24 protein-coding genes are annotated in these 23,427 nt (G+C 54.5%); 11 read left to right on the top strand and 13 right to left on the bottom strand.

The genetic code is table 11. The features are described from left to right. Nucleotides 1-43 precede the first annotated feature (43 nt). Nucleotides 44-976, bottom strand: a complete 933-nt coding sequence (locus KJS42_RS19110) for a macrolide 2'-phosphotransferase (RefSeq protein ID WP_213623816.1) — start codon at nt 974-976, stop codon at nt 44-46. Nucleotides 977-1,406: 430 nt separating this feature from the next. Between KJS42_RS19110 and KJS42_RS19105 the strand changes: the two genes are divergently transcribed. Continuing rightward, the gene (locus KJS42_RS19105) at nt 1,407-2,414 is read left to right on the top strand and encodes a ketoacyl-ACP synthase III (RefSeq protein WP_213623815.1); all 1,008 of its coding nucleotides are present in this window, start codon (nt 1,407-1,409) and stop codon (nt 2,412-2,414) included. Nucleotides 2,415-2,720: 306 nt separating this feature from the next. Beyond that, complete coding sequence (locus tag KJS42_RS19100) at nt 2,721-2,933, top strand: hypothetical protein (protein WP_155606703.1); 213 nt, start codon at nt 2,721-2,723, stop codon at nt 2,931-2,933. Nucleotides 2,934-2,960: 27 nt separating this feature from the next. Here the strand turns inward: KJS42_RS19100 and KJS42_RS19095 are convergent, their stop codons facing one another. Continuing rightward, nucleotides 2,961-3,902: a DMT family transporter gene (locus KJS42_RS19095; RefSeq protein WP_213623814.1), complete on the bottom strand. Its 942-nt coding sequence runs from the start codon at nt 3,900-3,902 to the stop codon at nt 2,961-2,963. A 263-nt stretch (nt 3,903-4,165) separates the two neighbouring features. Between KJS42_RS19095 and KJS42_RS19090 the strand changes: the two genes are divergently transcribed. From KJS42_RS19090 to KJS42_RS19080, 3 genes are all read left to right on the top strand, one after another. Then, nucleotides 4,166-4,537 carry a hypothetical protein gene (locus KJS42_RS19090; RefSeq protein ID WP_155606705.1) on the top strand — a complete coding sequence of 124 codons (372 nt, stop codon included), beginning with the start codon at nt 4,166-4,168 and terminating at the stop codon, nt 4,535-4,537. Nucleotides 4,538-4,596: 59 nt separating this feature from the next. After that, entirely contained in the window at nt 4,597-5,445 is an 849-nt protein-coding gene (locus KJS42_RS19085) for a sulfurtransferase (RefSeq protein WP_213623813.1), read from the top strand. 88 nt (nt 5,446-5,533) lie between these two features. Continuing rightward, entirely contained in the window at nt 5,534-5,872 is a 339-nt protein-coding gene (locus tag KJS42_RS19080) for a DUF1801 domain-containing protein (RefSeq protein ID WP_213623812.1), read from the top strand. Nucleotides 5,873-5,932: 60 nt separating this feature from the next. Here the strand turns inward: KJS42_RS19080 and KJS42_RS19075 are convergent, their stop codons facing one another. Further along, nucleotides 5,933-7,708 carry a glycerophosphodiester phosphodiesterase gene (locus tag KJS42_RS19075; RefSeq protein ID WP_213623811.1) on the bottom strand — a complete coding sequence of 592 codons (1,776 nt, stop codon included), beginning with the start codon at nt 7,706-7,708 and terminating at the stop codon, nt 5,933-5,935. A 20-nt stretch (nt 7,709-7,728) separates the two neighbouring features. Further along, on the bottom strand, nt 7,729-8,073 hold the full coding sequence (locus KJS42_RS19070; RefSeq protein ID WP_155606709.1) for a winged helix-turn-helix transcriptional regulator: 345 nt from the start codon (nt 8,071-8,073) through the stop codon (nt 7,729-7,731). A 151-nt stretch (nt 8,074-8,224) separates the two neighbouring features. Here KJS42_RS19070 and KJS42_RS19065 point away from each other — a divergent pair, with 151 nt between their 5' ends. The 3 genes from KJS42_RS19065 to KJS42_RS19055 all read left to right on the top strand — a co-directional run bounded on the left by KJS42_RS19065 (nt 8,225) and on the right by KJS42_RS19055 (nt 10,749). Further along, on the top strand, nt 8,225-9,163 hold the full coding sequence (locus KJS42_RS19065) for an aldo/keto reductase family protein (RefSeq protein WP_155606710.1): 939 nt from the start codon (nt 8,225-8,227) through the stop codon (nt 9,161-9,163). Nucleotides 9,164-9,178: 15 nt separating this feature from the next. Then, on the top strand, nt 9,179-10,027 hold the full coding sequence (locus tag KJS42_RS19060) for an NAD-dependent epimerase/dehydratase family protein (RefSeq protein WP_193415770.1): 849 nt from the start codon (nt 9,179-9,181) through the stop codon (nt 10,025-10,027). Nucleotides 10,028-10,185: 158 nt separating this feature from the next. Then, nucleotides 10,186-10,749 (top strand): 5' nucleotidase, NT5C type, encoded by a 564-nt coding sequence (locus KJS42_RS19055; protein WP_213623810.1) that lies wholly within the window; start codon nt 10,186-10,188, stop codon nt 10,747-10,749. 13 nt (nt 10,750-10,762) lie between these two features. Here KJS42_RS19055 and KJS42_RS19050 read toward each other — a convergent pair whose 3' ends face one another. Continuing rightward, complete coding sequence (locus tag KJS42_RS19050; RefSeq protein WP_213623809.1) at nt 10,763-12,214, bottom strand: serine hydrolase domain-containing protein; 1,452 nt, start codon at nt 12,212-12,214, stop codon at nt 10,763-10,765. 238 nt (nt 12,215-12,452) lie between these two features. On the opposite strand from KJS42_RS19050, the gene KJS42_RS19045 reads away from it, so the two are divergent. From KJS42_RS19045 to KJS42_RS19035, 3 genes are all read left to right on the top strand, one after another. Then, on the top strand, nt 12,453-12,914 hold the full coding sequence (locus tag KJS42_RS19045; protein WP_193415773.1) for a MarR family winged helix-turn-helix transcriptional regulator: 462 nt from the start codon (nt 12,453-12,455) through the stop codon (nt 12,912-12,914). Between the two features lie 64 nt (nt 12,915-12,978). Continuing rightward, complete coding sequence (locus KJS42_RS19040; protein WP_306433141.1) at nt 12,979-14,271, top strand: MFS transporter; 1,293 nt, start codon at nt 12,979-12,981, stop codon at nt 14,269-14,271. Between the two features lie 121 nt (nt 14,272-14,392). Next, complete coding sequence (locus KJS42_RS19035; protein ID WP_213623808.1) at nt 14,393-14,962, top strand: thymidine kinase; 570 nt, start codon at nt 14,393-14,395, stop codon at nt 14,960-14,962. 51 nt (nt 14,963-15,013) lie between these two features. Here KJS42_RS19035 and KJS42_RS19030 read toward each other — a convergent pair whose 3' ends face one another. From KJS42_RS19030 to KJS42_RS18995, 8 genes are all read right to left on the bottom strand, one after another. Then, a complete protein-coding gene (locus KJS42_RS19030) occupies nt 15,014-16,423 on the bottom strand; it encodes a deoxyguanosinetriphosphate triphosphohydrolase family protein (protein ID WP_155606716.1) in 1,410 nt (469 codons plus the stop codon). Nucleotides 16,424-16,781: 358 nt separating this feature from the next. Further along, a complete protein-coding gene (locus tag KJS42_RS19025; protein ID WP_213623807.1) occupies nt 16,782-18,062 on the bottom strand; it encodes a molybdopterin-dependent oxidoreductase in 1,281 nt (426 codons plus the stop codon). A 15-nt stretch (nt 18,063-18,077) separates the two neighbouring features. Then, on the bottom strand, nt 18,078-19,163 hold the full coding sequence (locus KJS42_RS19020) for a sensor histidine kinase (RefSeq protein ID WP_155606718.1): 1,086 nt from the start codon (nt 19,161-19,163) through the stop codon (nt 18,078-18,080). After that, nucleotides 19,160-19,900 (bottom strand): response regulator transcription factor, encoded by a 741-nt coding sequence (locus KJS42_RS19015; protein WP_193415781.1) that lies wholly within the window; start codon nt 19,898-19,900, stop codon nt 19,160-19,162. The genes KJS42_RS19020 and KJS42_RS19015 overlap by 4 nt, the downstream gene beginning before the upstream one ends. Before the next feature lie 87 nt (nt 19,901-19,987). Then, nucleotides 19,988-20,290 (bottom strand): hypothetical protein, encoded by a 303-nt coding sequence (locus KJS42_RS19010; RefSeq protein ID WP_213623806.1) that lies wholly within the window; start codon nt 20,288-20,290, stop codon nt 19,988-19,990. A gap of 181 nt (nt 20,291-20,471) precedes the next feature. Next, complete coding sequence (locus tag KJS42_RS19005; protein ID WP_155606721.1) at nt 20,472-21,143, bottom strand: TetR/AcrR family transcriptional regulator; 672 nt, start codon at nt 21,141-21,143, stop codon at nt 20,472-20,474. Nucleotides 21,144-21,193: 50 nt separating this feature from the next. After that, nucleotides 21,194-22,345, bottom strand: coding sequence for an ABC transporter permease (locus tag KJS42_RS19000; RefSeq protein ID WP_213623805.1), 1,152 nt, complete (start codon nt 22,343-22,345; stop codon nt 21,194-21,196). Continuing rightward, a complete protein-coding gene (locus KJS42_RS18995) occupies nt 22,342-23,076 on the bottom strand; it encodes an ABC transporter ATP-binding protein (RefSeq protein ID WP_155606723.1) in 735 nt (244 codons plus the stop codon). Before KJS42_RS18995 ends, KJS42_RS19000 begins: the two co-directional genes overlap by 4 nt. Nucleotides 23,077-23,427 lie beyond the last annotated feature (351 nt).

Here is a 23,427-nt window from a genome sequence, read left to right as displayed (position 1 = left end):
CGAAGCTAGAGGGCACTCCGTCTGACGAGATCCTTCCTGCCTCTTAATCAATGTTCCAGCTATTTATCATCCCTCGTGCCATATTCATATCGTCCTCTTTCCTCGTCGTGAGGGCAAATTTGGCGACTAGCGCCGGATACGCGGCCCATTGCTCGGCGATATGCTCCTTCATACGGTACCATGTTCTGCCTCCCATCCGTTCATAACGGTTCAGTATATCCTGCAGGCCTTTTTCGCCAAAGAGAGCATACAAGATCACAAAATCCTTGCCCGGATCGGCAATTTCCGCTTCGGTCCAATCGATGAGGCCCGTCATGCGCTGATTGTCATCCACAAGGATGTGGGGAGGATGCAAATCGCCATGATGCAGTACCGAAAATTCCGGCCAATAGCTGTCCGTGGTCAACCAGCTCATCCATCGGTCAAGTAGCTTGGCAGGGATGTCAAAGTTCTGCCGAACTTCCTCGATATTTGCGGCGAAAGCTTCCCGTGTCTCCGCGGGGGTTTTGCGGCGAACGCCGGATCGCATCGCCTCGTCATGGTCGACGCAATGCAGCGCTGCCAATGTTTCGGCCAAGGAATCATAGAAGGTATCCCCCAGCGCCTCCTGTGGGAACCTCCAGACATATCCGCTCCCGGCCGGATCAACTGTGGCAACCGGGTTTCCCGCAAGGAGCGGGTAAGCGATCAAATCTGGAGAACAGATGCGCCAATCGGGTACGGCAACGGAGATACGGGGCGCTACTGCTTTCAACACATTCCGTTCATTAAGGGCCCGCTCCCAAACGTCTGAACGTCTAGGCTTGCGAAGAACCCACGCTTGACCGTTGTTATCCCGCACAAACGCAACGAAGAAATCCAAGCCGGATTCATTAACCTCAAACGCTTCCGTATTCAAATGCAAACCGTGCTGAGCGGCGCAGGCGTAAAGCTCCCTTTTCACCTCTTGATAATCGTTCGACTTTTCCATATTCATAAAGGCATTCTCCTTATGGGCAAAATAAAAACACAGACCAAGGTCTGTGCAGCCGCAATCGAAATAGGAATTGCCCGTTGTCCGCTCGCAATCGTAGGCAAAAAAAGCCTCGTTCCGGAAGGAGCGATTCTTCTTGGCGGACCTGCGCAAATAGGCAAACTTATCCCGATGACCCTGCACAAACTAAAGAGCAGAAAGAGCAGTTGCAATCCATGCAATGCGGTCTCGATCGGGACTAAATTAGCACACGCAAGCCTCCATTCGTAAATTTGAACCAAGAATACCATGTATACAGCTAAAAGTCCATAAACGGAATCTATATCGTTTTTGAAACCATTGATAATTATTTAAAAAATGATATACTCGGGTTAGCACCTGGTACTAAAACCTGATCATAAGTAAATCAAACATATTAAAGGAGCTGATACGGTTGACCCTACAGAAACCCTATTCCAAGGCTCGCATTACCGCTCTAGGCACCTATGTCCCCGAACAAATTCTGACCAATGCGGATTTGGAGCGGCTCGTGGATACGAACGACGAGTGGATTGTTCAGCGTACGGGCATCAAGGAGCGGCATATCGCCGCAGAGGACGAATTCACCTCGCATCTATGCATCCGGGCGGCAGAGCGACTCCGCGATACGTATCGGGCCACGCTGGACGATGTCGACTTCATTATCGCAGCGACGACAACGCCGGATTTCTCATTCCCGACCGTATCCTGCCGGGTTCAGGAACACTTCGGCATGGAACAGGCCGGGGCTATCGATCTTAACGCGACCTGTGCCGGCTTCGCTTATGCCTTGCATTTGGCGAACGGCATGATTAGCTCCGGCCTGCATCGCAAAATCCTGGTCGTTGCCGGCGAAACGATGTCCAAAATCACCGACTACACCGACCGCAGTACCTGCATCCTGTTCGGGGATGGGGCCGGGGCGGTGCTTGTCGAAGCGGATCCCGAGCAGCCCGGGTTCGAATCGTTTATCCTCGGGACGAATGGGGCAGGCGGCATCCACGTCTACCGTTCAGGACTGGCGGATCAGATGGATGGCCAGCCCCTCGAAGGGAAGGGCAAAATTGTACAAAACGGACGCGAGGTATTTAAATGGGCCGTCCGCACCGTCACCGCCGGAATTGAACAGCTGCTAGAGCAGGCTGAGCTCACCCGGGAGGATATCGATTGGTTCGTGCCGCATAGCGCCAATCTGCGTATGATCGAGTCCATTTGCGAAAAATCGGACCTTCCGCTCTCCAAAACGCTGCAAAGCGTGCAGGATAAGGGCAATACGTCCTCCGCGTCCATCCCGCTGGCTTTGCAAGCCGGCGTCGACACGGGCCGGCTGAAATTCGGTGACCGTGTTCTGCTGTACGGATTTGGCGGCGGCTTGACCCATGCCGGCTTAATTATGCGCTGGGGCGTGCCGGACACCATATGAAAAAAGGTCGATCAGGGGGCGGAATCCTGATCGACCTTTTTATGATACCCTTGTCAAATTGGCTCTTTACACGATTATCCCTTTGATTAAGGGAGGTCACCTTCACTCGTATTCGCTTCTCCCGAGCATGTCCGTCCCGGATTCCCCATGATCTGATCAAACGGGATAATGGTGCAAGATGCCGAACAAGAGGGTTGATCTCAGGCCCAAGCGCTCTCTTTTCAACCGGCAAGGTTCCGGGTACAATAACAAGAGCCAAATTTACGCAAGTTGTCCCCAACTTAAGCCAATAAGGAGTTTAGTGATATGCCTACCCTCAGAGAACTGTTTACCGATTTCGATTTCCAGGAGGCGCTGGACCGCAAATTTCGCATCCGCGTATTCCGTGACGATCATATGATCGACAACGGCAGTATCATTATCCGTTTCACGGACGACACCATTATCACCCAGGCTGGAGTAAGCGAGCTTTCCTACCATCCACGCCGGGAATGCCAATTTTTCGAGCTGAGAAAATAAAACCAAACCCGCCCTTCTTACTTCCCCTTAACTCGCCTTTTCCTCTTGCCCCGTCGCCAGTACCTTCGCGTTTTCCTGCGTCACGGCTGACGCCTCTTTGCCGTAACGAATGAAGATCCACACGCCGCACAAGATGAGTGCGCCCGCTGACAATTGCAGCGGGGTCAGGCTCTCCTTAAGCAGCATCCAAGCCAACAGCGAAGCAAACACCGGCTCGCCGAGAACGGCCATCGATACGGCTGAAGCGCTGAGGTATTTCATCAGCCAGTTGAACAGGTAATGCCCAAACAGCGTCGGGACGATCGCGAGCAGCAGGAAAATCCCCCATTCGCGCGGCTCATATCCGGTAAAACGGATGCCCGCAGCCACGTTATATATGGCCATCGACGTTCCAGCCACCGCGAACACGAGGAAATTATAAACAAACGCACTGATCGTTTGCAGCAGTTGCTTGCCGACCAGAATATGAACCGCGACCGCCACCGTCCCGAACAGAGAGAGCAAGTCTCCCGTAACGGCAGCGCCGGACAAGGCAAAATCCCCGGAGCCGATGGCGATCGAACCGATTAGAGCCAACGATACGCCGAGAATCATCGCTTTATTGATTTTGGCCCCGAATAGGAAGAACGACCCGAACATCACGATGATCGGCTCCAGCGTCAGAATAACGGTGGAGCTCGCTACCGTCGTCAAGCGAAGCGACCCCATCCAGAGCAGGAAATGAAGCCCCAGCATGAGCCCGGAAAACAAAAGGCGCCCCCATTGCTTGCGTGTCAGGCGCGCAATCTCCCCCCGATAACTCCACAGCAGCGGCAGCATCAATAAGTTCGTCAGATACATCCGGTACATCGCGATTACCGAAACCTCGGCATTGGACCAGCGGATGAAAATAGATGAAAACGAGATGGCAATAATGCCGATCATGTACAAAATTTCATATTTGCCCATGGACTTGGTGTTGGTATGCATAAAGGTCAGGGTCCCAGCTTTCCGTTAATTTTATCGGCACATTCTTGGTGCAAACCACTTCATTATAGCGGAGTTAGAAAGGTTCCTCAATCAAAAAAAGCGTCTCTATTTCTCCCATCCCCTATCATTTACCCTAATGGTTTCCGCCTGTTTTCTCGTAATCTAGGCGCGCCAAGGTCATATCATCCAAACCGGATAGAAAATGAAAGAATAGAGTGTTTCGAACGATCGTTCAGACCCATTCGTTTGAGGAGGAACTTTCAATGAAAAAGCTAGTTCACATTTCTCAAACTTCTCCCCGTCTCACGGTATATTCCGAGGAGAATCTGACGGGAAGAAGCCGTGTCTACACCGGGAACCTCGGCATCCGCGACACCGACGCAATTCTGGATGGAATCGAGAGCCTACGGTTCGTTTCATCCAGCAGCAATGCTACGCTCGTGTTGTTTACGCGGACCCGGTTCAGAGGCAGCTTTCGCATCCTCCGCGGCAGCCGGCGCATTAATGATCTAGATGATCTCATCAACGGCAACGACGTCGAATCGATCATCGCGACAAACCAACGTTTGACGGCAGCGCAAGTTCGTCAAATCCGCACCAGCGGTACGTTGCCAAGCGGATATCGCCTGATTTAAGCTTTAGGCTTATAATGGTTCCATATGATAACGATGAGTGCAGAGGATGTGTCCCCCATATGGAACCGATCGTATCCAAACGCTGGCTGTTAGCCCGCATGTATGAGCCAAATCTCGTGATCGTCGATTGCCGCTTCGAGCTCGGCCGGCCGGAAGCCGGAAGCGCGGCCTACGACGCCGCGCACATTCCGGGTGCCGTTTATCTCGATCTTGAGGAGGATCTGTCGGCCCCGGTAACCGAGCACGGCGGGCGTCACCCGTTGCCCGCCCCGGACACGTTGGCCGCGTGCTTCGCTCGCGCCGGCATCGGCAACGCCACCAGGGTGGTCGCCTACGACGACCAGGGAGGCATGAACGCCTCCCGCCTATGGTGGCTACTGCGCTGGCTGGGCCATGACGACGTCTACGTCATGGATGAGGGATTCGCCGCCTGGCAAGCCGGCGGCTATCCCGTGACCGCTGAGCGGCGGACCGTCGTCCCCGCCGCTTTCACCCCGTCGCTCCGGCCGCACATGCTGGCCGGAGTGGAGGACGTCCGCCGGGCGCTGGGCGATCCCGGCGTCCTGCTAGTGGACTCGCGCGCCGCGGATCGCTACGCCGGACTGCAGGAGCCGCTTGACGTCAAGGCCGGCCATATCCCGGGGGCGATCAACCGTTTTTGGAAGCAGGTGCAAGGCGACAACGGCTCCTGGAAGAGCGACGGCGAGCTGCGCGAGCAACTGGCGCCCGTCATCGCCGCAATGGACGAAGGCCGCGAGGCTATCGTCTACTGCGGCTCCGGCGTGAGCGCTTGCCCGAACGTGCTCGCCCTCCATCGGCTCGGCTACCCGCAGGTCAAGCTGTACGCCGGTAGCTGGAGCGATTGGATCTCTTATCCCGAGAATCCGATCGCGACGAACGAAGAATAAGTAAAATTTTAAGTACCTTTACAAGTATATTCCTGCCGTGGTATATTCCCGTTATGGAAAAATTTTACGGCAGGAGATGATTAAGACCATGAACGAAGAGGTTACCGCCTTTATTGATCAATTAGGGGCGGCATGGCAAATCGAGCTCTCCCAACGACTGAGAGAGATGGTGCACCAAACCATTCCGTCGGTGGAAGAGCGGATTCAGTACAAGAAGCCCCATTTCCTGAAGAACGGCCATTACGCAGCGGTGATTTCCCCATCGAAGGACGCGATTGCGTTCATGATCATGAACGCCGAAGGATTAGAGGTTCCAAAAGGCTTCGAGGGACCGCCGGAGCGCAAGTGGATCAAATTCAAGGAAGGGGCCGCACCGGACTACGCCTTGCTTTCCACTTTGCTGGCACAAGCTTCCCAAGCGCTCTAGAAATACGAAAGCGTCATCCCATACAAGGGATGACGCTTTTTAGGTTTCACCGATGGCGTTTTACAAATCTACCTCCACCAAAGACTGCGCCGTCTCGGGAGCATCGGTGATCATGCCATCGATGGGGTACTTGAGGACTTCCTTCATATCCCGTCGGGTATTAACGGTCCAGACCCATACCTCGCGACCATCGGCGTGGGCTTTATTGAGCAGGAAGTCCGTCAGCATGACCTGCTCGATCGTATAGAAATCGACGTCGAGCACCGATAGGTCTCCAAGTGCAAAGAAGAGAATTCTCCCGATCTTGATCTCCGGGGCCAGCTCTCGAATTCGGCCGAGCGCGACCCCATCGAACGACTGCACCCTCACCTCTTCCTCCATTCCGGCTTCCTTGATAAGGTGAACGACCTCTTCCGCCAGTGCTTCGCTGGAAGAGCCATTCGGCTTCAGATCCAGCAGCAACTTGATCTTGCCCTGCGTCTCGGCGAGCACGCTGGACAGCAAAGGGATTTGTACCGGGTATCCATTCTCGTCCCTACCGATAGATAACTGACTCACCTCCGCGGAGGTCATATCGGCGATCCGCTTCCGTACCCCAGCCATCCTTCTCAAATCGGAATCATGGTTTAACACGGCCACTCCGTCCTTGGTCATCTGCACATCCAACTCGGCGACCTGGATGCCTTTATCCATCGCAGAGAGTAGAGCGGGCAGCGAATTCTCCGGGGCATACGACGTATCTCCGCGATGCACCGCAATCTGAACGTTCCATTTGGCGTACACCAGACTATCATTCGCCCGCGAACCGATGACCACAGCCAGGGTGATATAGACGGCAGCACCCAAGACATAAACCGTCCTCTTCCACTTCAACGCTCTCCACCAAGCGATGATCCGCATTTCTACGCGGCCTATCCTGCTATGGCTGACCTGAAGCTGGTCTCTTGCCCGAATCCAATTTAAACGGCCGAATGCGTAATAAAGTCTCGTCAGCACGAAAAGGTTGATCGGCAACAGCAGAAGCTCCAACAAGTAAGCCAGCACGGTTGAGATCGTCAGCGAATAGTGCTGGGACACGAGCGCGAGCACATCGAGATCCAACCAAGAAGGGATGTGTCCAAGAGCGGACACCACCGTATAGGTGACCGCGAGGATCGAACCATTAAACAGAAGGAGCGAACCAAACAACCGCCAACGCCGGCCTTGCGTCAGGGCATGGCTCTGGCGAACCGCCTGCCGCAGATTCATATCCTCCAGCACGATGCAATGCAGGACGAAGATCCACCGGAGCAAGGTATACAACAGCCCTGCAAGCAGCACGATATAAGCGGCGGTCATGGTAAAAGAGGCGTCCAGCACCTGATTGTTCAAGAAGATCGGAACGTTAAACAACGCGTAAAACGAGGCCGTCAGCGGTGAATCAATGAACGGAATCAGAAGCAGCAAGAGCAGCAGCAGTTGGAACACCCCGAACCCGAGCAGCTTAGGCGTCTTGCGCAACACGGTCAGCACCGCATCCGATAGGGCAATCTCCTTTCCGAAAAAGCGCTGCTGAATGAGAACGATCAGCACTAGCAATTCGATCAGCAGCGTAAAGGAAGCGACAAGCCCTATGAGAATCAATCCAGTTAATCCTTTATAACTTAGCCCGATCCGGTACACTTCCCCGTTGAGCAAGGATCCGGATCCAACCACCCGAAGAATACGGTTGAACAGCAGCGTGGTGACTGGGAGGACAACGATGCTCGTAACAAGCATATAGAGCAATTGAAAAAGCAAGAGCTTGGCGGAGTACTTGCGAAAATCGCGGATGCTTTTGCCGATCAGTCTAAGCATGGCTCCCCGCCCCAGACTCGTTAGGTCCACCGCGCGGCCCAAACCTTCATTTCATGGCAAATGACGTGAAGATCCATGCCCTTCGGCGTGAGCGAGTATTCAACCGTCACGGGAACGGTCGGGAAAACCGTCCGCTCCAACACTCCCTTCTCCTCCAAATGGCGCAATGTACTCGTTAATGCGCGCGGACTAACCTGAGGAATTCGGCGTTGCAGTTCTCCGAAGCGAAGGGTACCGCCAAATAGCTCACGTATGACAAGAAACGCCCATTTCCCTCCGAGCACATCCAGGGTTTTTTCGATATTGCATTCGATATGCACCGGCGTTTTCGGAATATAATTGCTTGCTTTGCGGACTGTAGTCATCCGGCAAACCTCCTCTTGGATATAGCTATATTATGTATAGCAAGTATCATGGATATAATTAAGTGAAAGAGTTTTCACTTCTTTAAATTGTATATGAACTTTAATAGAATGAAAATGGTTACAACACAAATGATCAGGAGGATGATAAATCATGGAATATAGAAGACTAGGTGGAAGCGGCCTTAAGGTAAGCGAAATCAGCTTGGGTAGTTGGCTAACCTACGGCGGGTACGTCGAACGTGAAAATGCCGAGAAATCCATCAAAACGGCCTACGATCTGGGGATTAACTTCTTCGATACGGCCAATGTATATGAAAAAGGGGCAGCAGAGGAGCTGGTGGGCAAAGCGCTGAAAGCTTATCCACGGGAATCCTACGTGCTGGCGACGAAAGCGTTCTGGCCAATGGGAGAAGGTCCCAACGACCGCGGCTTGTCGCGAAAGCATGTCATGGAGCAGGTACACGCGAGCTTGAAGCGGCTGGGCCATGACTATATCGATATCTTTTACTGCCACCGCCACGACCCGGAGACACCGCTTTACGAAACGCTGCGCACCATCGATGACCTGATCCGCCAAGGCAAAATCCTGTATGCCGGCGTCAGCGAATGGCAAGCTTCGCAGATTGCGGAAGCGGTTGGTTTAGCGGATCGTTATCTGTTGGATCGCATCGTGGTCAATCAACCGGTTTATAACATGTTTAACCGTTATATCGAGAAGGAAGTGATCCCGGTCAGCGAACGCTCCGGCATCGGGCAAGTCGTCTTCTCCCCGCTGGCTCAAGGCTTGTTAACCGGCAAATACACGTCGGCCAACAACATTCCGCAGGACAGCCGCGCGGCCAAGCTGGATTGGGTTCGCAAGGGGATTACGGAAGAAAACATCGCAAAGGTGAAGCAGTTGGAAGGCATTGCCGCCGAGCTTGGCATCAGCGTGGGGAACCTCGCCCTGGCTTGGATCCTGCGTCAAAGCAACGTCGCAAGCGCGCTTGTTGGGGCTAGCCGTCCGGAGCAAGTAACCGAAAACGCCAAAGCTTCCGGTATCAAGCTTAGCGAAGATGTGCTGACACGAATCGAAGAAATTTTGAACTAAGGAGACGAGGCAACTATGGCTAAAGTCGTCGTTACCGGCGGGAGCGGCATGCTGGGGCGCTACGTCGTACGTGAATTCGTCGAGCGCGGTTACGAGGTGCTGAATGTGGACGTTCGGCCTTCGGAAGATCCGGTTTGTCCGACGTTGATCGTCGATCTGGAGCAACTTGGCGAATGTTACAGTGCACTTACCGGCGCGGACGCGGTCGTACATCTGGCTGCGATTCCGGCCGCGCATATCCGCACGCCGGAGATCACCTTCCGCAATAATGTCATGTCCACGTATAACATTTTGCAAGCTGCAGAGGGGCTTGGCATCCGAAAAGCAGTGATCGCATCAAGCGAATCCTCTTACGGCATCGTCTTTGCGATTCATCCGCCCGCCCCTAAGTATGTACCGGTGGACGAAGCGCACCCGCAGCTCCCCGAGGACAGCTATGGCTTGTCCAAGGTGGTGAACGAGCTAACGGCGGACATGTTCCACCGCCGATCGGATATGCAGATCGTATCCCTACGGCTGGGCAATGTGATTCCGCCGGAACGTTATGCGTCGTTTCCGTCCTTCATCCACGACCCGGCCGAACGGGAACGCATCTTGTGGAGTTATATCGACACGCGCGATGCGGCGACCGCCTGCCGGCTAGCCGTCGAAGCGGAGGGCCTTGGCGCAGTAGCGCTGAACATCGCCGCGGACGACTCCAGCATGGCGATTCGCAGCCGGGATCTGATGGCTGCCCGTTATCCAGGCGTGGGCGACTTCCGAGCACCGCTCGAGGCTCACGAAACGCTGCTCAGCAACGAGAAGGCGAAACAGCTGCTCGGATGGCAGCCCGTCCATTTCTGGCGGGATGAAGTCAAGGGTTAGCCCGCTCCTGCGACTATATACGCCAAAGACCCGGCACCGCGATCAACGGAGCCGGGTCTTTTTTCATGGAGTCTCCTATACCCCAAAGCCGCACTTTTCTGATATCTTAGAAGAAGTCATGAATTTCAATCCAACTTCAATCAGGAGATTACCCATTTATGCGCAAACACATCGTAGCCATCGACATGGATGATACCATCTGCCACCTCGTGCCAAAGGCGATCCACTATCACAATTTGCAGTTCCCTGACCGCCAGTTGACCATGGACCAAATGATCAGCTTCGACATGACGGGGATTTGGCATCCCGAATGCAATGAAGACCTCTTCTTTGGGCGCCCCGGCTTATATGAAGAGCTGGAGATCTTTGATGAGCATACCGTAGAGGAGATGCGCAAGATCGCAAAGGACCACGATGTAATCATCGTTACGGCCGCCAGACCGTCATCGGTTCCGGAGAAATGGAACTGGCTGCAGCGCTGGATGCCGTTTATTCCGTTCGAGAATTTCTTCGTTGCCAAGCGGAAAACGCTGCTGGACTTCGACCTGCTGATCGATGACGGTCCACATAATCTGCTCCCTGCCAAAGAAGCCGGAAGATTAACCATCGGCATCCCCCGTCCGTGGAATGCGCCAATCCAGGAGCAATTCCTCATGAGGGACTCATGGGAAGGCATGAGTGATTTGGTGAACCGCCTGTTAGCCGAGCGTAGCGCAAGATAAAGAGACCCGGCCTTTACTCTAGATGCCCCCGAATCGGTGCCGAGGTCGGTTCCCCGAAGGAAACGTTGAACTGGCTGCGAATTTCAATGCCTTCCTCCAGGAATTCGATTTCGATACTTAAGCGAAACGGCGTCTCAATCCGCTGGATGCTAAGCAGCAGCGTGTCCGACGACTTCCAGGTGAAGGAAGCCGCAATCTGCTCCTCCTCCTCGAACAACGTCGTCCGCCCTAGTCGCCAAGACTGCCGACCGAGTTCAACCCGGTGCTCTCCGCGTTTGTCTTGGATATCCAGCACGGCCGTATCTCCATGAATTTCGATTCGCGTGCTTTGCAGGTCCAGGGAGTTAGGTTCCAGCAGGCAACGATTGCTGTTGCCGAGCTCAGCCTCCCGCACAGAGCCGGGCTCGATTCGAGGCGGCTCTATATAAAGCCCTTCCAGTACATGCTGCAGATCTTTCTCCGCCGCCGCATCCTCGTCGGCCAGGCTCCCCTCGCCCTTGTCAAAAGCTTTAAGCAGATGCTCCCATACTCCGTTCAATACACCTTGCAGATCGTTGGTGCCGGACGTCATAGCGAGAACCGCCTCTTGCTCCGGCAGAACGATACAATATTGCCCAAACGCCCCGTCCCCCCGATAAACCCCGTGCCGGCAGCGCCAGAATTGGTAGCCGTAGCCCTGCGCCCAATCGCTGTCTCCGCCATCTCCGTTAGAGATTTGCTTGGAGGTCGCGGCGTCAATCCAGCTTTCCTCCAATAGCCTCCGCTCGCCCCACAGGCCTTTCTGCAAGTAAAGTTGACCGAATTTGGCGATATCCTCGGTGGTTACCTTGAGTCCGAATCCGCCGGTATTGATGCCGCGTGGACAGCTCTCCCATGTCGGATTGGCGATGCCAAGCGGCTCGAACAGGCGGGGCTGCAAATATTGAAGCAGCGTTTCCCCGGTGACATTCTGCAGGATGGCGGACAGCATGTAGGTGGCTCCCGTGTTATACAGGAAGAACGTTCCCGGCTGATGCTCAACGGGTTGTTCCAAGAATGCCCTCACCCAGTTTCCGTCTTTCGCTCTGGCGAGCGGATCCATCGTATCGAAGGCGTGGCCCGTGCCCATCATCAGTAGATGCTTGATCTGCATCGCAGCTAGATTCGGCGATATTTCCTTCGGCACGTCCTCCGGGAAGAAAGAGACGACCGGATCTTCCACATTCAGCTTGCCTTCCTGTACGGCCATACCGATTGCCGTGGAGGTAAAGCTTTTGCTAAGGGAAAATAACATATGCGGCAGATCCGGCCCGTAAGGTGCCCACCAGCCCTCCGCCGCAACATGCCCATGCCGTACCAACATCAAGCTATGCAGTTCGATAGAATGCGCTTTCAAGTATGTTAAAAAGTCATTCGCGTTCCGAGCTGAGATTCCCAGCTCCTTCAGGCTTTTTCTAGGCAGCGATTTCTCCGTAAAGACGGACATATCCACCTCTCCCTTCATTGGGCATTTTCCCCATCCCCATTATACACCTATAGGCTGGAGCCCGGTAAGCTTTGGTCAGCTTCATCTAGGGCCCCTGCTGCAACGAATAACCCCAAGGTGGAATTTTTCTCATTCGTCCGCCTATTAAGGGATTGACAATAGATCTCCAATTTTATATATTCGTTGTACATACAAAATATAAATTCTGATAAGTGATCCTCAAAAGGAGGCTTTACCAATGGCAAACGAATCAAAAAACACAGCCGCCGCTGCCGAAGCCGACGACGCTTTCCTGCATAGCTGCATGTACTTTACCACCAACCGTCTGAGCCGAGCGATCACCCGGATCGCCGACGAAGCGTTTGCGACGACGGGTTTGGCTCCCGCCTACGGCTATCTGATCCGTCTGGTCATCGTCAAACCCGGTATTACGCAAAAGGAGCTGTCCGAGAAGCTGTACATCACGCCGTCTACGTTGACGCGTTTTATTGACAAGCTACAGGCGAAGGGGCTTGTAGAACGCCAAGTCCAAGGGAAAACCGTGCTGGTTTACCCTACCGATAAAGGCCGTTCCCTTGAGCCCTCCCTTCGCGCAGCTTCGAAAAAACTGAAAGCCTCCTATGTGGCCGTTCTTGGAGAAGAATTGGCCGACTTGCTTACGTCGCAGCAAGAACAGGCTAGCGAGCAATTGGAACGGTAATTCCGTTCCTTACTCAAAACATTTGTGTGTACAAACAAAATTATAAATAGAGGAGAAACCTACGATGAATGAAATGAACGCTTCGCCTGAAATCAGGCCAAAATCACGTTTCTATTACGGCTGGATTATCGTCCTGCTTACGTTTATCACCTTGCTCGTCTCGGCAGGCATTCGCTCCTTGCCGAGCGTGCTGCTTCTCCCGTTTCAGGATGAATTCGGCTGGAGCCGGGGCAGCATCTCGAGCGTCATCTCCATCGGCATCCTTCTGTACGGCCTGGTCGGTCCCTTCTCGGCTTCCCTGCTGCTGCGCTTTGGCTTCCGCAAAGTGATCATCTGCTCATTGTCTGTGCTTGGGTTAAGCCTGGCTGTCACTCCGTTCATCCATGCTTTATGGCAATTTGAACTGCTCTGGGGCGTCGTGTCGGGCTTGTCCACCGGGATGATGGCTAACGTCTTGGGCGTCACGGTCAGCAACCAATGGTTCGTCAAGCGAAAAGGTCTAATTATCGGACTGCTCACCGCAAGTGCGGCGACCGGCCAATTGCTGTTTCTGCCCTTGTTCGCCAAACTGACATCGGACCTCGGCTGGCGCTACGCCGTGTATGTTGCCGTCGCCAGCATTGTCGTCGTCCTGGTTGCCGTCACGATCTGGATGCGCAATCACCCGTACGAGGTTGGCGCCGCCCCCTATGGTTCGACCGAGGTCATCAAACCGGAGCCCTTCCGGGGCAACATCTTGATCGCGCCGTTGCAAAATTTGCGACTGGCGATGAAACACCCGACGTTTTGGCTGCTTGCCGGCACCTTCTTTTTCTGCGGCTTTTCGACCAACGGCCTCATCGGCACGCATTTGATCGCCGCCTGCGGCGATCACGGCATGCTGGAAGTTGCCGCCGCCGGACTTCTCGCGATGATGGGCGTCTTCGATTTGTTTGGCACTACGATTTCCGGCTGGTTGTCGGACCGTTTCGACAGCCGTAAGCTGCTATTCTGGTACTACGGCCTGCGCGGGCTCTCCTTACTGTTCCTGCCGTTCGCGCTGAACTCGGCTTCTCCCGCTATGCTCGTCGTGTTTTCCGTCTTCTACGGCCTCGACTGGATCGCTACCGTTCCGCCGACCGCCAAACTGGCGGGCGAAACATTCGGGAAAGAGAGATCCGGCATGATCTTCGGATGGGTGGTCGTCGCCCACCAGATCGGTGCCTCCACGGCCGCGTACGGCGCGGGGGTCCTGCGCGATTGGCTGGGAAGCTACTCCCAAGCGTTCGTGATCGCCGGATTCGTATGCTTCGTGGCTGCGGTCATGGCGATGCAAATCCGCAGAGCTCAAAGCCGGGCGGCGGAAGCAGCCCTGTAAGATTTGCCAAGCGATGATTTCCTCCAAAATTCGCGCTTGCCTATCCAACAACCGAACCGAAATATGCTAGAATAAAGAGCATCATGGTTGCGATAGAACTAACAGAAGGGGACGTCATCGTTTGGCACAATTATTTTACAAATACGGAGCAATGAACAGCGGCAAGTCTATCGAAATTTTGAAAGTAGCTCATAATTATGAAGAACAGAACAAGCCGGTATTGCTCTTTACTTCGGCGATCGATAATCGCGATGAAGTAGGCTTTGTGTCTTCACGGATCGGATTGCGCCGGGAGGCCATTCCTATTTTCCCGGATACGAACCTGTTTGATATCGTCAAAAATCATACGCCGCGCCTGTACTGCGTATTGGTGGACGAATGTCAATTTCTCGGCGAGGAAAGCATCAAGCAGTTGGTCCGGATCGTTGACGAACTTAACATTCCGGTTATGGCCTTCGGGCTGAAGAACGACTTCCAGAACCAGCTGTTCGAAGGCAGTCGCCTGCTGCTCATTTATGCGGATAAAATCGAGGAAATGAAAACCATCTGCTGGTTCTGCGCGCGCAAGGCAACGATGAACTTGCGTGTGGAGAACGGAAAACCCGTTTACACCGGCGAGCAGATCCAAATCGGCGGCAACGAGTCGTATTTCCCGGTGTGCCGCAAATGCCACACCAACCCGCCGCTGTAACTTCTTTCAAAAGTGAAACGGACCGGTCAATACCGGTCCGTTTTTTGTCGCTTAATCCATATCGTAAATCGTGCCGACCTTCAGCCCGTACAGCTCGTTGTAGATTTTTTCCGCGTAGGCGTCGGTCATGCCGGCAATATAATCGATGATCATATGCTCCCAAGTCCAGATCGGCTTGGCCTTTGCCTGGTCTCGGTCGAACCGCCGCAGCCAGTCGCCGGGAATGATCGATTTGCTCGTCTCCGGATCGACGAAAGCGTCCCACAGCCGCTTAATCACCCAAGCGCTGCGCTTTTGCAGCCGCTGTACCCGCAAATCGCGGATCATCGTGACCCAGGCAAAGCTTTTTAGCACGCTCACCGTCCGCAGCATGTCCTTGTCCTCTTGCCCCTCCTTGACGAACGTGACCTTCTGCCAATCCCCGTCTTCGACCACGCCTAGACTGCCGACGAACAAGCTGACCCAATAGGCCTTCACCTCCCGGCGCGTGCGGGAATAGTCCTGATCGCAAATCGGCATTTTGGCCTTCCATATACGTAGGAAATCGTCCAAAACCTCGGCCACCTTGACCTGAACCTTGTCCGGCATCCACCCCGCCCAAAACGAATCTTCCAAAGTCATGATCTTCTCGACGATCAGCCGCTGGATATTCGAATCCTTGAGAAAATGCTCGTGCACCTCGATTTTCCCCGCCTTGATGCCGTCTTCAAGATCATGGGCCGAATAGGCGATATCGTCGCAAAGGTCCATCAACTGCGCTTCAAACGTCTTCTTGCCCTCCGGAATGCCCCATCGGTCGCGGATGGAGGAGATGTACTCCCATTCATGCAGATAAAGTCCCTTCTTGTTGATCGTACCGGGATACGGATATTTATTCGTTCCGAGCAGCACCGCATCGGATAAATTCAGACCGTCGATGTTTTCCCGCTTCTCCAGGAACATCATCAGCCGGAAATTGTGGGCGTTGCCTTCGAAATGCTCGTATTTTCGCCGGAGCGCCTCCCGGGTCTGCTGCTCTTCCCCCGGAGTTGGTTGTTTGCCTTTCAAGGCCGTCCGTACCTTCTCCTCGATCAGCTTCTCCAGAATTTGGTCCAGCACCTCTTCGCCCTTGTGCCCAAACGGAGGGTGCCCGAAATCATGGCAAATCGCGGCGCATTCCACCACCTCCGGATCGATGACCAAGCCCGGGTGCCGGGCTCGATCGACCGCTAGCTCCGGATACGCGCGCAGCAGGCTTCGCGCTGCTTCCCGGGCGATTTGCGCGACCTCCAGCGAATGGGTCAGTCGGGTCCGATAGTAATCGCCCGTACCGGCCCCAAACACTTGCGACTTCCCTTGCAGCCGGCGGAAGGTTGGGGAATGGATTAACCGCGAATAATCGCGTTCGAAGGTGGCACGGTTATTTTCATGTCCGATATTGTCCGGGTATTGGCGGTGCTCCCTTAGTTCCTGGATGTTCATGGCTCTTGCACTCCTTATCGCTTGCTCTCTTTTCTGTTATTGTAGCCGTCCGTAGCCGGAACATAAAGCGCCGGGTCTAAAATTTGTTGAATCACACAAAAACAACCCCGCATCGCGGGGCTATCAGTTCGGCCATTTCCTCCGTATCATTGATAATGATGGTCAATAACAGAGTGGGTAGTATCTTCTCACACCTCCTTTGCACGATTATCCCTTTCGTTCAGAATTGGGGGGATCGAGAGTGAGGCTGTTGCCTGATGCAACGGGATAATCCTCAAAAGAAGGGAACGGATAAATGAAATCAATTAAAGCCGGCCCCCTGAAAGGAGTATCCGGCTTCTTTTTACTATACGATCTATCAGCTCAGTCCAACCCACGCATCATTGGAATAGCCGCGCTGCTCCCAATATCCGACATGCTCGCCTTCGATCAGCTCGATTCGCGTCAGCCACTTCACCGACTTGTAGGCGTACATTTTAGGAACGATCAGCCTTACGGGCCCCCCCAAGTCGCTCGGAATCGGCTTACCATCGTGCATCACCGCTACCATGACATCTTCTAGGTCCGCCTGTTCCAAAGTGAGGGTATCGGTGTACACGCCGTCCCCCGAATAGAACTTCACCGTTTGGGCGCCCGGTTTCACGCCGGCTTTCTTGAGCAGAACACGCAGCGGGATCCCTTCCCAAGTATTCTTGTACACCGACCAGCCTGTGACGCAGTGAAAGTCGCTGACCTGCACCGTACGCTCCAGCTTGAGAAAATCCTCCCACCCCCACTTGAACTTATTGTTCACCAAACCGTCGATCGTAAACGACCAGTTCTCATTGGAGAAGGACGGGATATCCGTCACTGTATAGACGCGAAAATGTCCCTGCGCCCCGCCGCCAACAACCTGCGCGGAGGCCGGCAGCGGCACCGGATTCGGAACTAGCCGATTGGCATTCTCCTCTAGCAGCCGGTCGACGGTACTCGTGCCGCCGATGCTGCCGAGAGAGCTGCCCAGCCATTTGAGAAAGGTTGGTCCGACCGTTACCGCCAGCCCGACGCCGATCGCCCCGCGGATAAAAGCTCGGCGGGTGTAGACCGGTTGGGGAGATGTTGGCCCTTGAGGTTGTTTGGCTCCTGTCTCCGCCTCTTTGCCAGCGGCGGCAGAACGCACTTCAGGCTGAATCGACCGTCTAGCTGGTTCCTTCAGCCATTTTGTCCGGGTTAAGGAATGGTAGATGATATACGGCAACCCGATCCAGGTCAATAAGTCATGCACGGTCAGCGCCGCATTGGACACCCTTGGCCCCACCGCCTTGAACTGCCACAGCAGCACGCCCGAGCCAAACCAGCCCAACAGCAATGCGAGGACCATAATCACGTTAAATCGCTGCCAGGGCTTCTGACGCAACTGCTTCCAGTGCTTCCCCGCTAACAGCAGGTAATACAAGACCGGGAGGATCGAGGCGATGCCTACCGCGATATGCAGCCATTTCAGCCAAACCCGACCCTCGCCCAGCAAACCGCGCCAAAACCCGCCGACCAGCAGCAGCCCTGTCAGGGCCAGAATCACGACGATCCAGCCGTTCCAGGCATGCAGGGCGACGAGTTTTTTGCCAAAACCCTTACGCAGGCCTTCCAGGATACCCTTCATTGCTCCACCGCCTCCTCAATTCGTTGAATCCGCCTCGGCATGCCTGCCATCGCCGGCCTCCAGCACCGTGAACCAAAACGCACTGCCCCCCGACTCCGCTTCATCCACGCCGATCTCTCCGCCATATTGTTCCACCAGCCGCTTGGCGATAGACAGCCCCAGGCCGGCGCCTCCGCTATCCCGGCTGCGGGAACGATCGGAGCGGTAAAACCGTTCGAAGATCCGAACCCTCTCTTCAGGAGGGACGCCCGCACCTTGATCCGTAATTGTAAACCGCACCCTCTTACCTTCTTGGCTGCCGGAGATCTCCATCGCCGAGCACGTAATCGTCCCGCCTTGGGGAGAATGCCTTACGGCATTTTCCAGCAGGTTTTGCAGCACTCGTTCTAGGTGCCGGGGCGCCATTCGGAGCTTTAGGGGCCGATCGGGCAACTGCACCGCCAACTGCAGCGACTTCGCTTCGCTAGGCTTGGCGAAACGCGGCAGCAGCTCGACGAGGACGTCCTCCGCGATCGAGAGCTGAAGCTCCTCCGCTTCCAGTCTTGCCGACTCCAGCGTCGACAACTCCAATAAATCCTGGATCAGCTCCCCAAGCCGTACCGTCTCCGTCCGAATGGTGGTCAAGTATCGGCGGAAGGCGGCCTCATCCTGTATGACATCGTCCTCCAGCGCTTCCACGTAGGACTGAACCGAAGCGAGCGGCGTTCTCAAGTCATGAGCCATGTTGGCGACCAATTCGCGTTGTGCAGCCTCCGCCGCCGAAACTCGATTGAAGCTGGCCTCGAGGCTGTCCCCCATGTGGTTGAACTGATCGGCCAACTGGCGGAACTCCTTCAACCCGGTATACTCGACCCGTGCCTTCAAATCGCCTTCAGCAATACGTCTTGCCCCTTCGCCGATCCGCTTAACCGAGGCTTCCAGCGGCCGTACCAACACGAAGTGCAGCAGCGCCGATACCAAACCCGCGCCGATCGAAGCGATCGTCAGCCAGACAAATTGCTCCCTATTCAGCAGCATATATCGATAAAACGCCAGCAGCAGCAGAATGATCATCGCGATGCTGACCAGGTTGGCCAGCAGGAGGTAGGACCGCAGCTTCATCGCTCCTGCCCCCTTGCTTCGAGCTTGTAGCCAATGCCCCACACCGTTTTGATCCAGTCCGGGGCAGAAGGGTTGGCTTCGATTTTTTCCCGCAGCCGCCGGATATGAACGGTCACCGTCGTTGTATCGCCGTCATACGCGACATCCCACACCTGGTTTAGCAGCTGGCTGCGCGAGAACACCTTGCCCGGATACTTCGCGAGCAGATGCAGCAGATCGAATTCCTTCATCGTCAAATCCGCTTCGGCTCCCTTGATCAATACCCGTCGCTCCTGCGGATAAATCTCCAGACCGTCAAACGCGATTACTGGCTCTACTCCCCCTTCGCCGGTGATATTCCGGGGTTCCGCCGCTGCAGTTGCTCCTGCCTGAATGCCGGATCGCCGCAAAATATTCTTGATGCGCAAGACCAGCTCACGGGGACTAAACGGTTTGGTCAGATAATCGTCCGCTCCCATGGTGAGACCCAACAGCCGGTCGGCTTCCTCGCCGCGGGCCGTCAGCATGATGATCGGCGTATCCTCCTGCTGCCGAATCCGGTCGCACACCTCAAGACCGCCAAGCTTCGGCATCATGAGATCCAGCACCAACAAGTCGGGATGATGATGCTCCCAATGTCGCAGCGCTTCGTCCCCGTCAGCGGCAACCCAAACCGTCCAGCCCTCCCGCTCTAGATAACGGCGGCAGACATCCGTAATATTTTGTTCATCGTCGGCAACTACAATTTTGGCGCTCACCCATTTTGCCCCCTGGCCTGTGGAAAGTTCTTCCTGTATCATTAATCACATTATATCGCGTTGTTAGCTGGGATACGACCTCTTCCGTTATTTGCCCATCTCGCTGTCGGTCATCTCCTGATCGGTCATATTCCCATCCTTCATCTCGCCGTCCTTCATCTCATCACCCATCATGTCCTCGCTCATTCCATCGTCCTTCGTCTCTTCTCCTATCGTGCCCTCGCTCATTCCGTCGTCCTTCATTTCGCTATTCCCGGCGGTACCGCTCATTTCCGTCGAGGCATTGGCCCCATCGTTCATGTTCTCCTTGTTCATGTCGTTGTTCTTGGCCCCGCAAGCCGCTAATGTCAGCATAGTTCCAAGCAGCAAGATGACACCGATTTTCTTCATCGTTCCTCTTCCTTTCGTCATTTGGACTCGTTCGCCTCTTATCTTAACGAACAATGCTAACCATCCAAGAACGAACCGCTTGCGAAATTCTTAGAAAAGCCTTACGAAATTGTTACAACACGGCCTTACAAGGAAAAACCCGCCTCAGGCTATGCCTGAAACGGGTTATCATTCACAACATTTATTGGGAACGGCCGGCGATGCCGTACATCAGCAGATCCAAAGTGCGTTCAATTTCTTCCTCTTCGTCAAAAGGGAAATCCGGCACGATCAGCACATGCACCAGAATCATCCCGATCATCACGCTGGCTCCGGTTCTGGCGATCCGCCATGGCGGCGCTTCAACCAACTGACCTTTTTCCTGAAAATGTAAAACAACTCTCTGGATTCGCTGAAAGACAATCTCGGACGCCAGGTTTTTCACCTGCTCCAGCAGCTCTGGCTGAAACGGGACCTCCTGAATCAGTATTTTGATAATCCGCATATTCTCGCGGACGAACTTGAAACGGTCCTTGGCCAACGCGCGAAAAAAGTCCTCCGCCCGCTCGTACGGCAGATCGAGCATTTTGGCAAAATCCCGAAGCAGAAACGGCGCAACTAGCTTGATCACGATCGGCCCGGCGATGGACAACAGCAAATCCTTTTTGGTCTTGTAATGGCGGAAAATCGTTCCTTCCGCGACCCCGGCCTTTTGCGCGATTTCGCTGGTGGAGGTGGCCGCATACCCTTTCTCCGCAAAAATCTCCGTCGCCGCCTCCAAAATTTTGATCTGCTTCTCCGTCTTCTTCTCTGTGTCCTCTTCTTCCGTCAACCGGATCAAGTCCTCCAGCCACTGCTCTTTCTCATTCGACATAGAGGCCTCTCCCCTTTCCCTTCGTATCGTAAGCTTCTTTGTCCAGCGTACTATATTTTGCGGTGCTTACGCAACGCGAGGACATTGGCCAGCATAAATACGAGGGATAGCCCGGCCAGCACATAGACGTCCAGTGCGATCCCGCTCCAGCCCTCGCCGCGGATCATGATGCCGCGCAGCGCGTCCGCACCGTACTTCAGTGGTGTAATGTGTGTAATCCAGCGCAGCCAAGGCGAAATGCTCTCCAGGTCGAACAATCCAGAGAAGAACACCTGCGGCACGATGACGACCGGAATGAATTGAATCATCTGGAATTCGGAGTTTGCGAAAGCCGAAAGCAGCGTGCCGAAGCTAAGGGCCGAGAGCGATAGCAGCAGCATAATCAGCAGAACGTACCCGAAAGAACCCACCATGAGGCTGCCGAGCGCATAGACGGTAAATCCGGCGATGAGCACTGCCTGCAGGCTTGTAAAGATACCGAAGCCGGCCATGTAGCCGGTGACGATTTCCCATCGGCGCAACGGAGTGGCGAGCAGTCGTTCCAACGTGCCGCTCGTTCGCTCGCGCAGAAAGGAAACCCCGGCGATCAAGAACACGAAGAAGAAGGCAAACAAACCAATGAGCACGGGGCTTAAGCTGTCGAAAGAGGACATGTTTGCCCCTCCGTATAAATATTCGAACACCGGCGTCTGCGTCGTTGGCCGTTGCTGCGCCGCGCCCTCCGTATTAGCTGCAGCACCGGTGGCCGGATTCGTGGCTGCTGCGCTGCCAGGATCAACAACGGTACTGCTGTTCTGGTCCGGGGTCATCATACTTGAAGCGCCTGGAACCCCTTGGCCTTGCAGCGTTTTTTGGATCAGCATGATAACTGCCCGGTTCTTGGAGGGATCGCTGCCTTCCAGTAAGATATTCGGCACGCCTTGATCGAAGCGGATCATCGCATCGATCTCTTGATCAGCTAGAGCCGCTTCGGCTGCTGCCGCCGTCATGAAGGCGGTCACTTCAGCATCCGCACTGCTCAATTTATCGGCCAGGGCGGCTGGGACTTGCACCGTACCGATTTTAGGCTGATAGGCGTCGCCGTTAAACACGAGATACATCATGGCTAAAACCAACAGCGGGGCGACGATCAACAAAGCCATTGTCCGTTTATCGTGAATGAATTGGCGAATAATGCGAACAATCAGAGCCCGGATTCTCATGCGCGAACACCTCCGTAATACAGGAAAGCTTCTTCGATCGTAACGCTACCGGTTTCCTGCTTAAGTGCTTCCGGCGTACCTACGGCAATCAGGCTGCCGTCACGCACCATGCCAAGACGATGGCACTTGTCGGCTTCGTCCATGACATGGGTCGTCACCAGAATCGTTGTGCCCTGGCGGCTAAGGCTTTCGAATTCGTCCCAAATCGACTTGCGAAGGACAGGGTCGATGCCAACGGTAGGTTCGTCGAGGATCAGCACTTCAGGTTCGTGCATCAGTGCGATCGCCAGCGACAGCCGTCGCTTCATCCCACCGGAATATGCGCCGACCGGGCGTTTGAGGTGATCCGTCAGATTCACCAGCGCCATGACTTCATCGATCCGCCGCTTCATTTTTGCACCACGCAGACCAAACAACGCTCCGAAAAACTCCAAGTTTTCCTTGGCCGTCAACTCGGCATACATCGCATCGGATTGGGCCATGTAGCCAATGCGGTTCATCATGGTCAGCTTCGGCATCGGCGTGCCCAGCACCTCAACCTCGCCGCGGGTCGCTTCGTCGATTCCGGCGATCATTTTCACGAATGTCGTTTTACCTGAGCCCGACGGCCCCAACAGCCCGAAGATTTCGCTGCGTCGGACTTCGAGGCTGATGCCATGCAGCACCTCCTTACCGTTGAAGGCTCGAGTTACCTCTCGGGTCCGGACACAAACTTCCATTTTATCGTTCATTAGAGTCACTCCTCCATGGGGAGATAGTTAAAAGTGAGTACTTACTCACATATTGCTGATGAGATAAAGATACTCCTGGGGCAGGCGGTGTGTCAAGTGAGTAATCACTCATTTTTTTGGGTGTTGGGTCGATCTAACACTTTGCATGCCGCAGTTTCCCCCAGCCGACGGATGAATTGTTGCAAAACCTGCAACATTTCGGCGTTGCAGCGAGCCCTGGGAGCGGAATGTTGCAAAAAGTGCAACATTTTAACCCGTCCCCTGCAAAATCCCGAGAAAATGCAGCAGAAAATGCAACATTTCCCCGGATTCACCACCAATGAAGTCAAAAATTCTACCTTACGCCTATCC

This window comes from Paenibacillus sp. J53TS2 (assembly GCF_018403305.1).
Taxonomy (GTDB): Bacteria; Bacillota; Bacilli; order Paenibacillales; family Paenibacillaceae; genus Fontibacillus; species Fontibacillus rhizolycopersici.
The sequence above is the reverse complement of the archived record's forward strand: the minus strand, read 5'-3'. Positions and strand labels throughout refer to the sequence as shown.

Bases quoted from the DNA above. Each gene is read 5' to 3' on its own strand.
- KJS42_RS19000 (WP_213623805.1), bottom strand. From the start codon at position 22,345: ATGAGAATCCGGGCTCTGATTGTTCGCATTATTCGCCAATTCATTCAC.
- KJS42_RS19050 (WP_213623809.1), bottom strand. From the start codon at position 12,214: ATGTCCGTCTTTACGGAGAAATCGCTGCCTAGAAAAAGCCTGAAGGAG.
- KJS42_RS19020 (WP_155606718.1), bottom strand. From the start codon at position 19,163: ATGAAGCTGCGGTCCTACCTCCTGCTGGCCAACCTGGTCAGCATCGCG.
- KJS42_RS18995 (WP_155606723.1), bottom strand. From the start codon at position 23,076: ATGAACGATAAAATGGAAGTTTGTGTCCGGACCCGAGAGGTAACTCGA.
- KJS42_RS19045 (WP_193415773.1), top strand. From the start codon at position 12,453: ATGGCAAACGAATCAAAAAACACAGCCGCCGCTGCCGAAGCCGACGAC.
- KJS42_RS19080 (WP_213623812.1), top strand. From the start codon at position 5,534: ATGAACGAAGAGGTTACCGCCTTTATTGATCAATTAGGGGCGGCATGG.
- KJS42_RS19110 (WP_213623816.1), bottom strand. From the start codon at position 976: ATGAATATGGAAAAGTCGAACGATTATCAAGAGGTGAAAAGGGAGCTT.
- KJS42_RS19055 (WP_213623810.1), top strand. From the start codon at position 10,186: ATGCGCAAACACATCGTAGCCATCGACATGGATGATACCATCTGCCAC.
- KJS42_RS19085 (WP_213623813.1), top strand. From the start codon at position 4,597: ATGGAACCGATCGTATCCAAACGCTGGCTGTTAGCCCGCATGTATGAG.
- KJS42_RS19090 (WP_155606705.1), top strand. From the start codon at position 4,166: ATGAAAAAGCTAGTTCACATTTCTCAAACTTCTCCCCGTCTCACGGTA.
- KJS42_RS19005 (WP_155606721.1), bottom strand. From the start codon at position 21,143: ATGTCGAATGAGAAAGAGCAGTGGCTGGAGGACTTGATCCGGTTGACG.
- KJS42_RS19040 (WP_306433141.1), top strand. From the start codon at position 12,979: ATGAATGAAATGAACGCTTCGCCTGAAATCAGGCCAAAATCACGTTTC.
- KJS42_RS19070 (WP_155606709.1), bottom strand. From the start codon at position 8,073: ATGACTACAGTCCGCAAAGCAAGCAATTATATTCCGAAAACGCCGGTG.
- KJS42_RS19100 (WP_155606703.1), top strand. From the start codon at position 2,721: ATGCCTACCCTCAGAGAACTGTTTACCGATTTCGATTTCCAGGAGGCG.
- KJS42_RS19065 (WP_155606710.1), top strand. From the start codon at position 8,225: ATGGAATATAGAAGACTAGGTGGAAGCGGCCTTAAGGTAAGCGAAATC.
- KJS42_RS19075 (WP_213623811.1), bottom strand. From the start codon at position 7,708: ATGCTTAGACTGATCGGCAAAAGCATCCGCGATTTTCGCAAGTACTCC.
- KJS42_RS19010 (WP_213623806.1), bottom strand. From the start codon at position 20,290: ATGAAGAAAATCGGTGTCATCTTGCTGCTTGGAACTATGCTGACATTA.
- KJS42_RS19060 (WP_193415770.1), top strand. From the start codon at position 9,179: ATGGCTAAAGTCGTCGTTACCGGCGGGAGCGGCATGCTGGGGCGCTAC.
- KJS42_RS19095 (WP_213623814.1), bottom strand. From the start codon at position 3,902: ATGCATACCAACACCAAGTCCATGGGCAAATATGAAATTTTGTACATG.
- KJS42_RS19030 (WP_155606716.1), bottom strand. From the start codon at position 16,423: ATGAACATCCAGGAACTAAGGGAGCACCGCCAATACCCGGACAATATC.
- KJS42_RS19025 (WP_213623807.1), bottom strand. From the start codon at position 18,062: ATGAAGGGTATCCTGGAAGGCCTGCGTAAGGGTTTTGGCAAAAAACTC.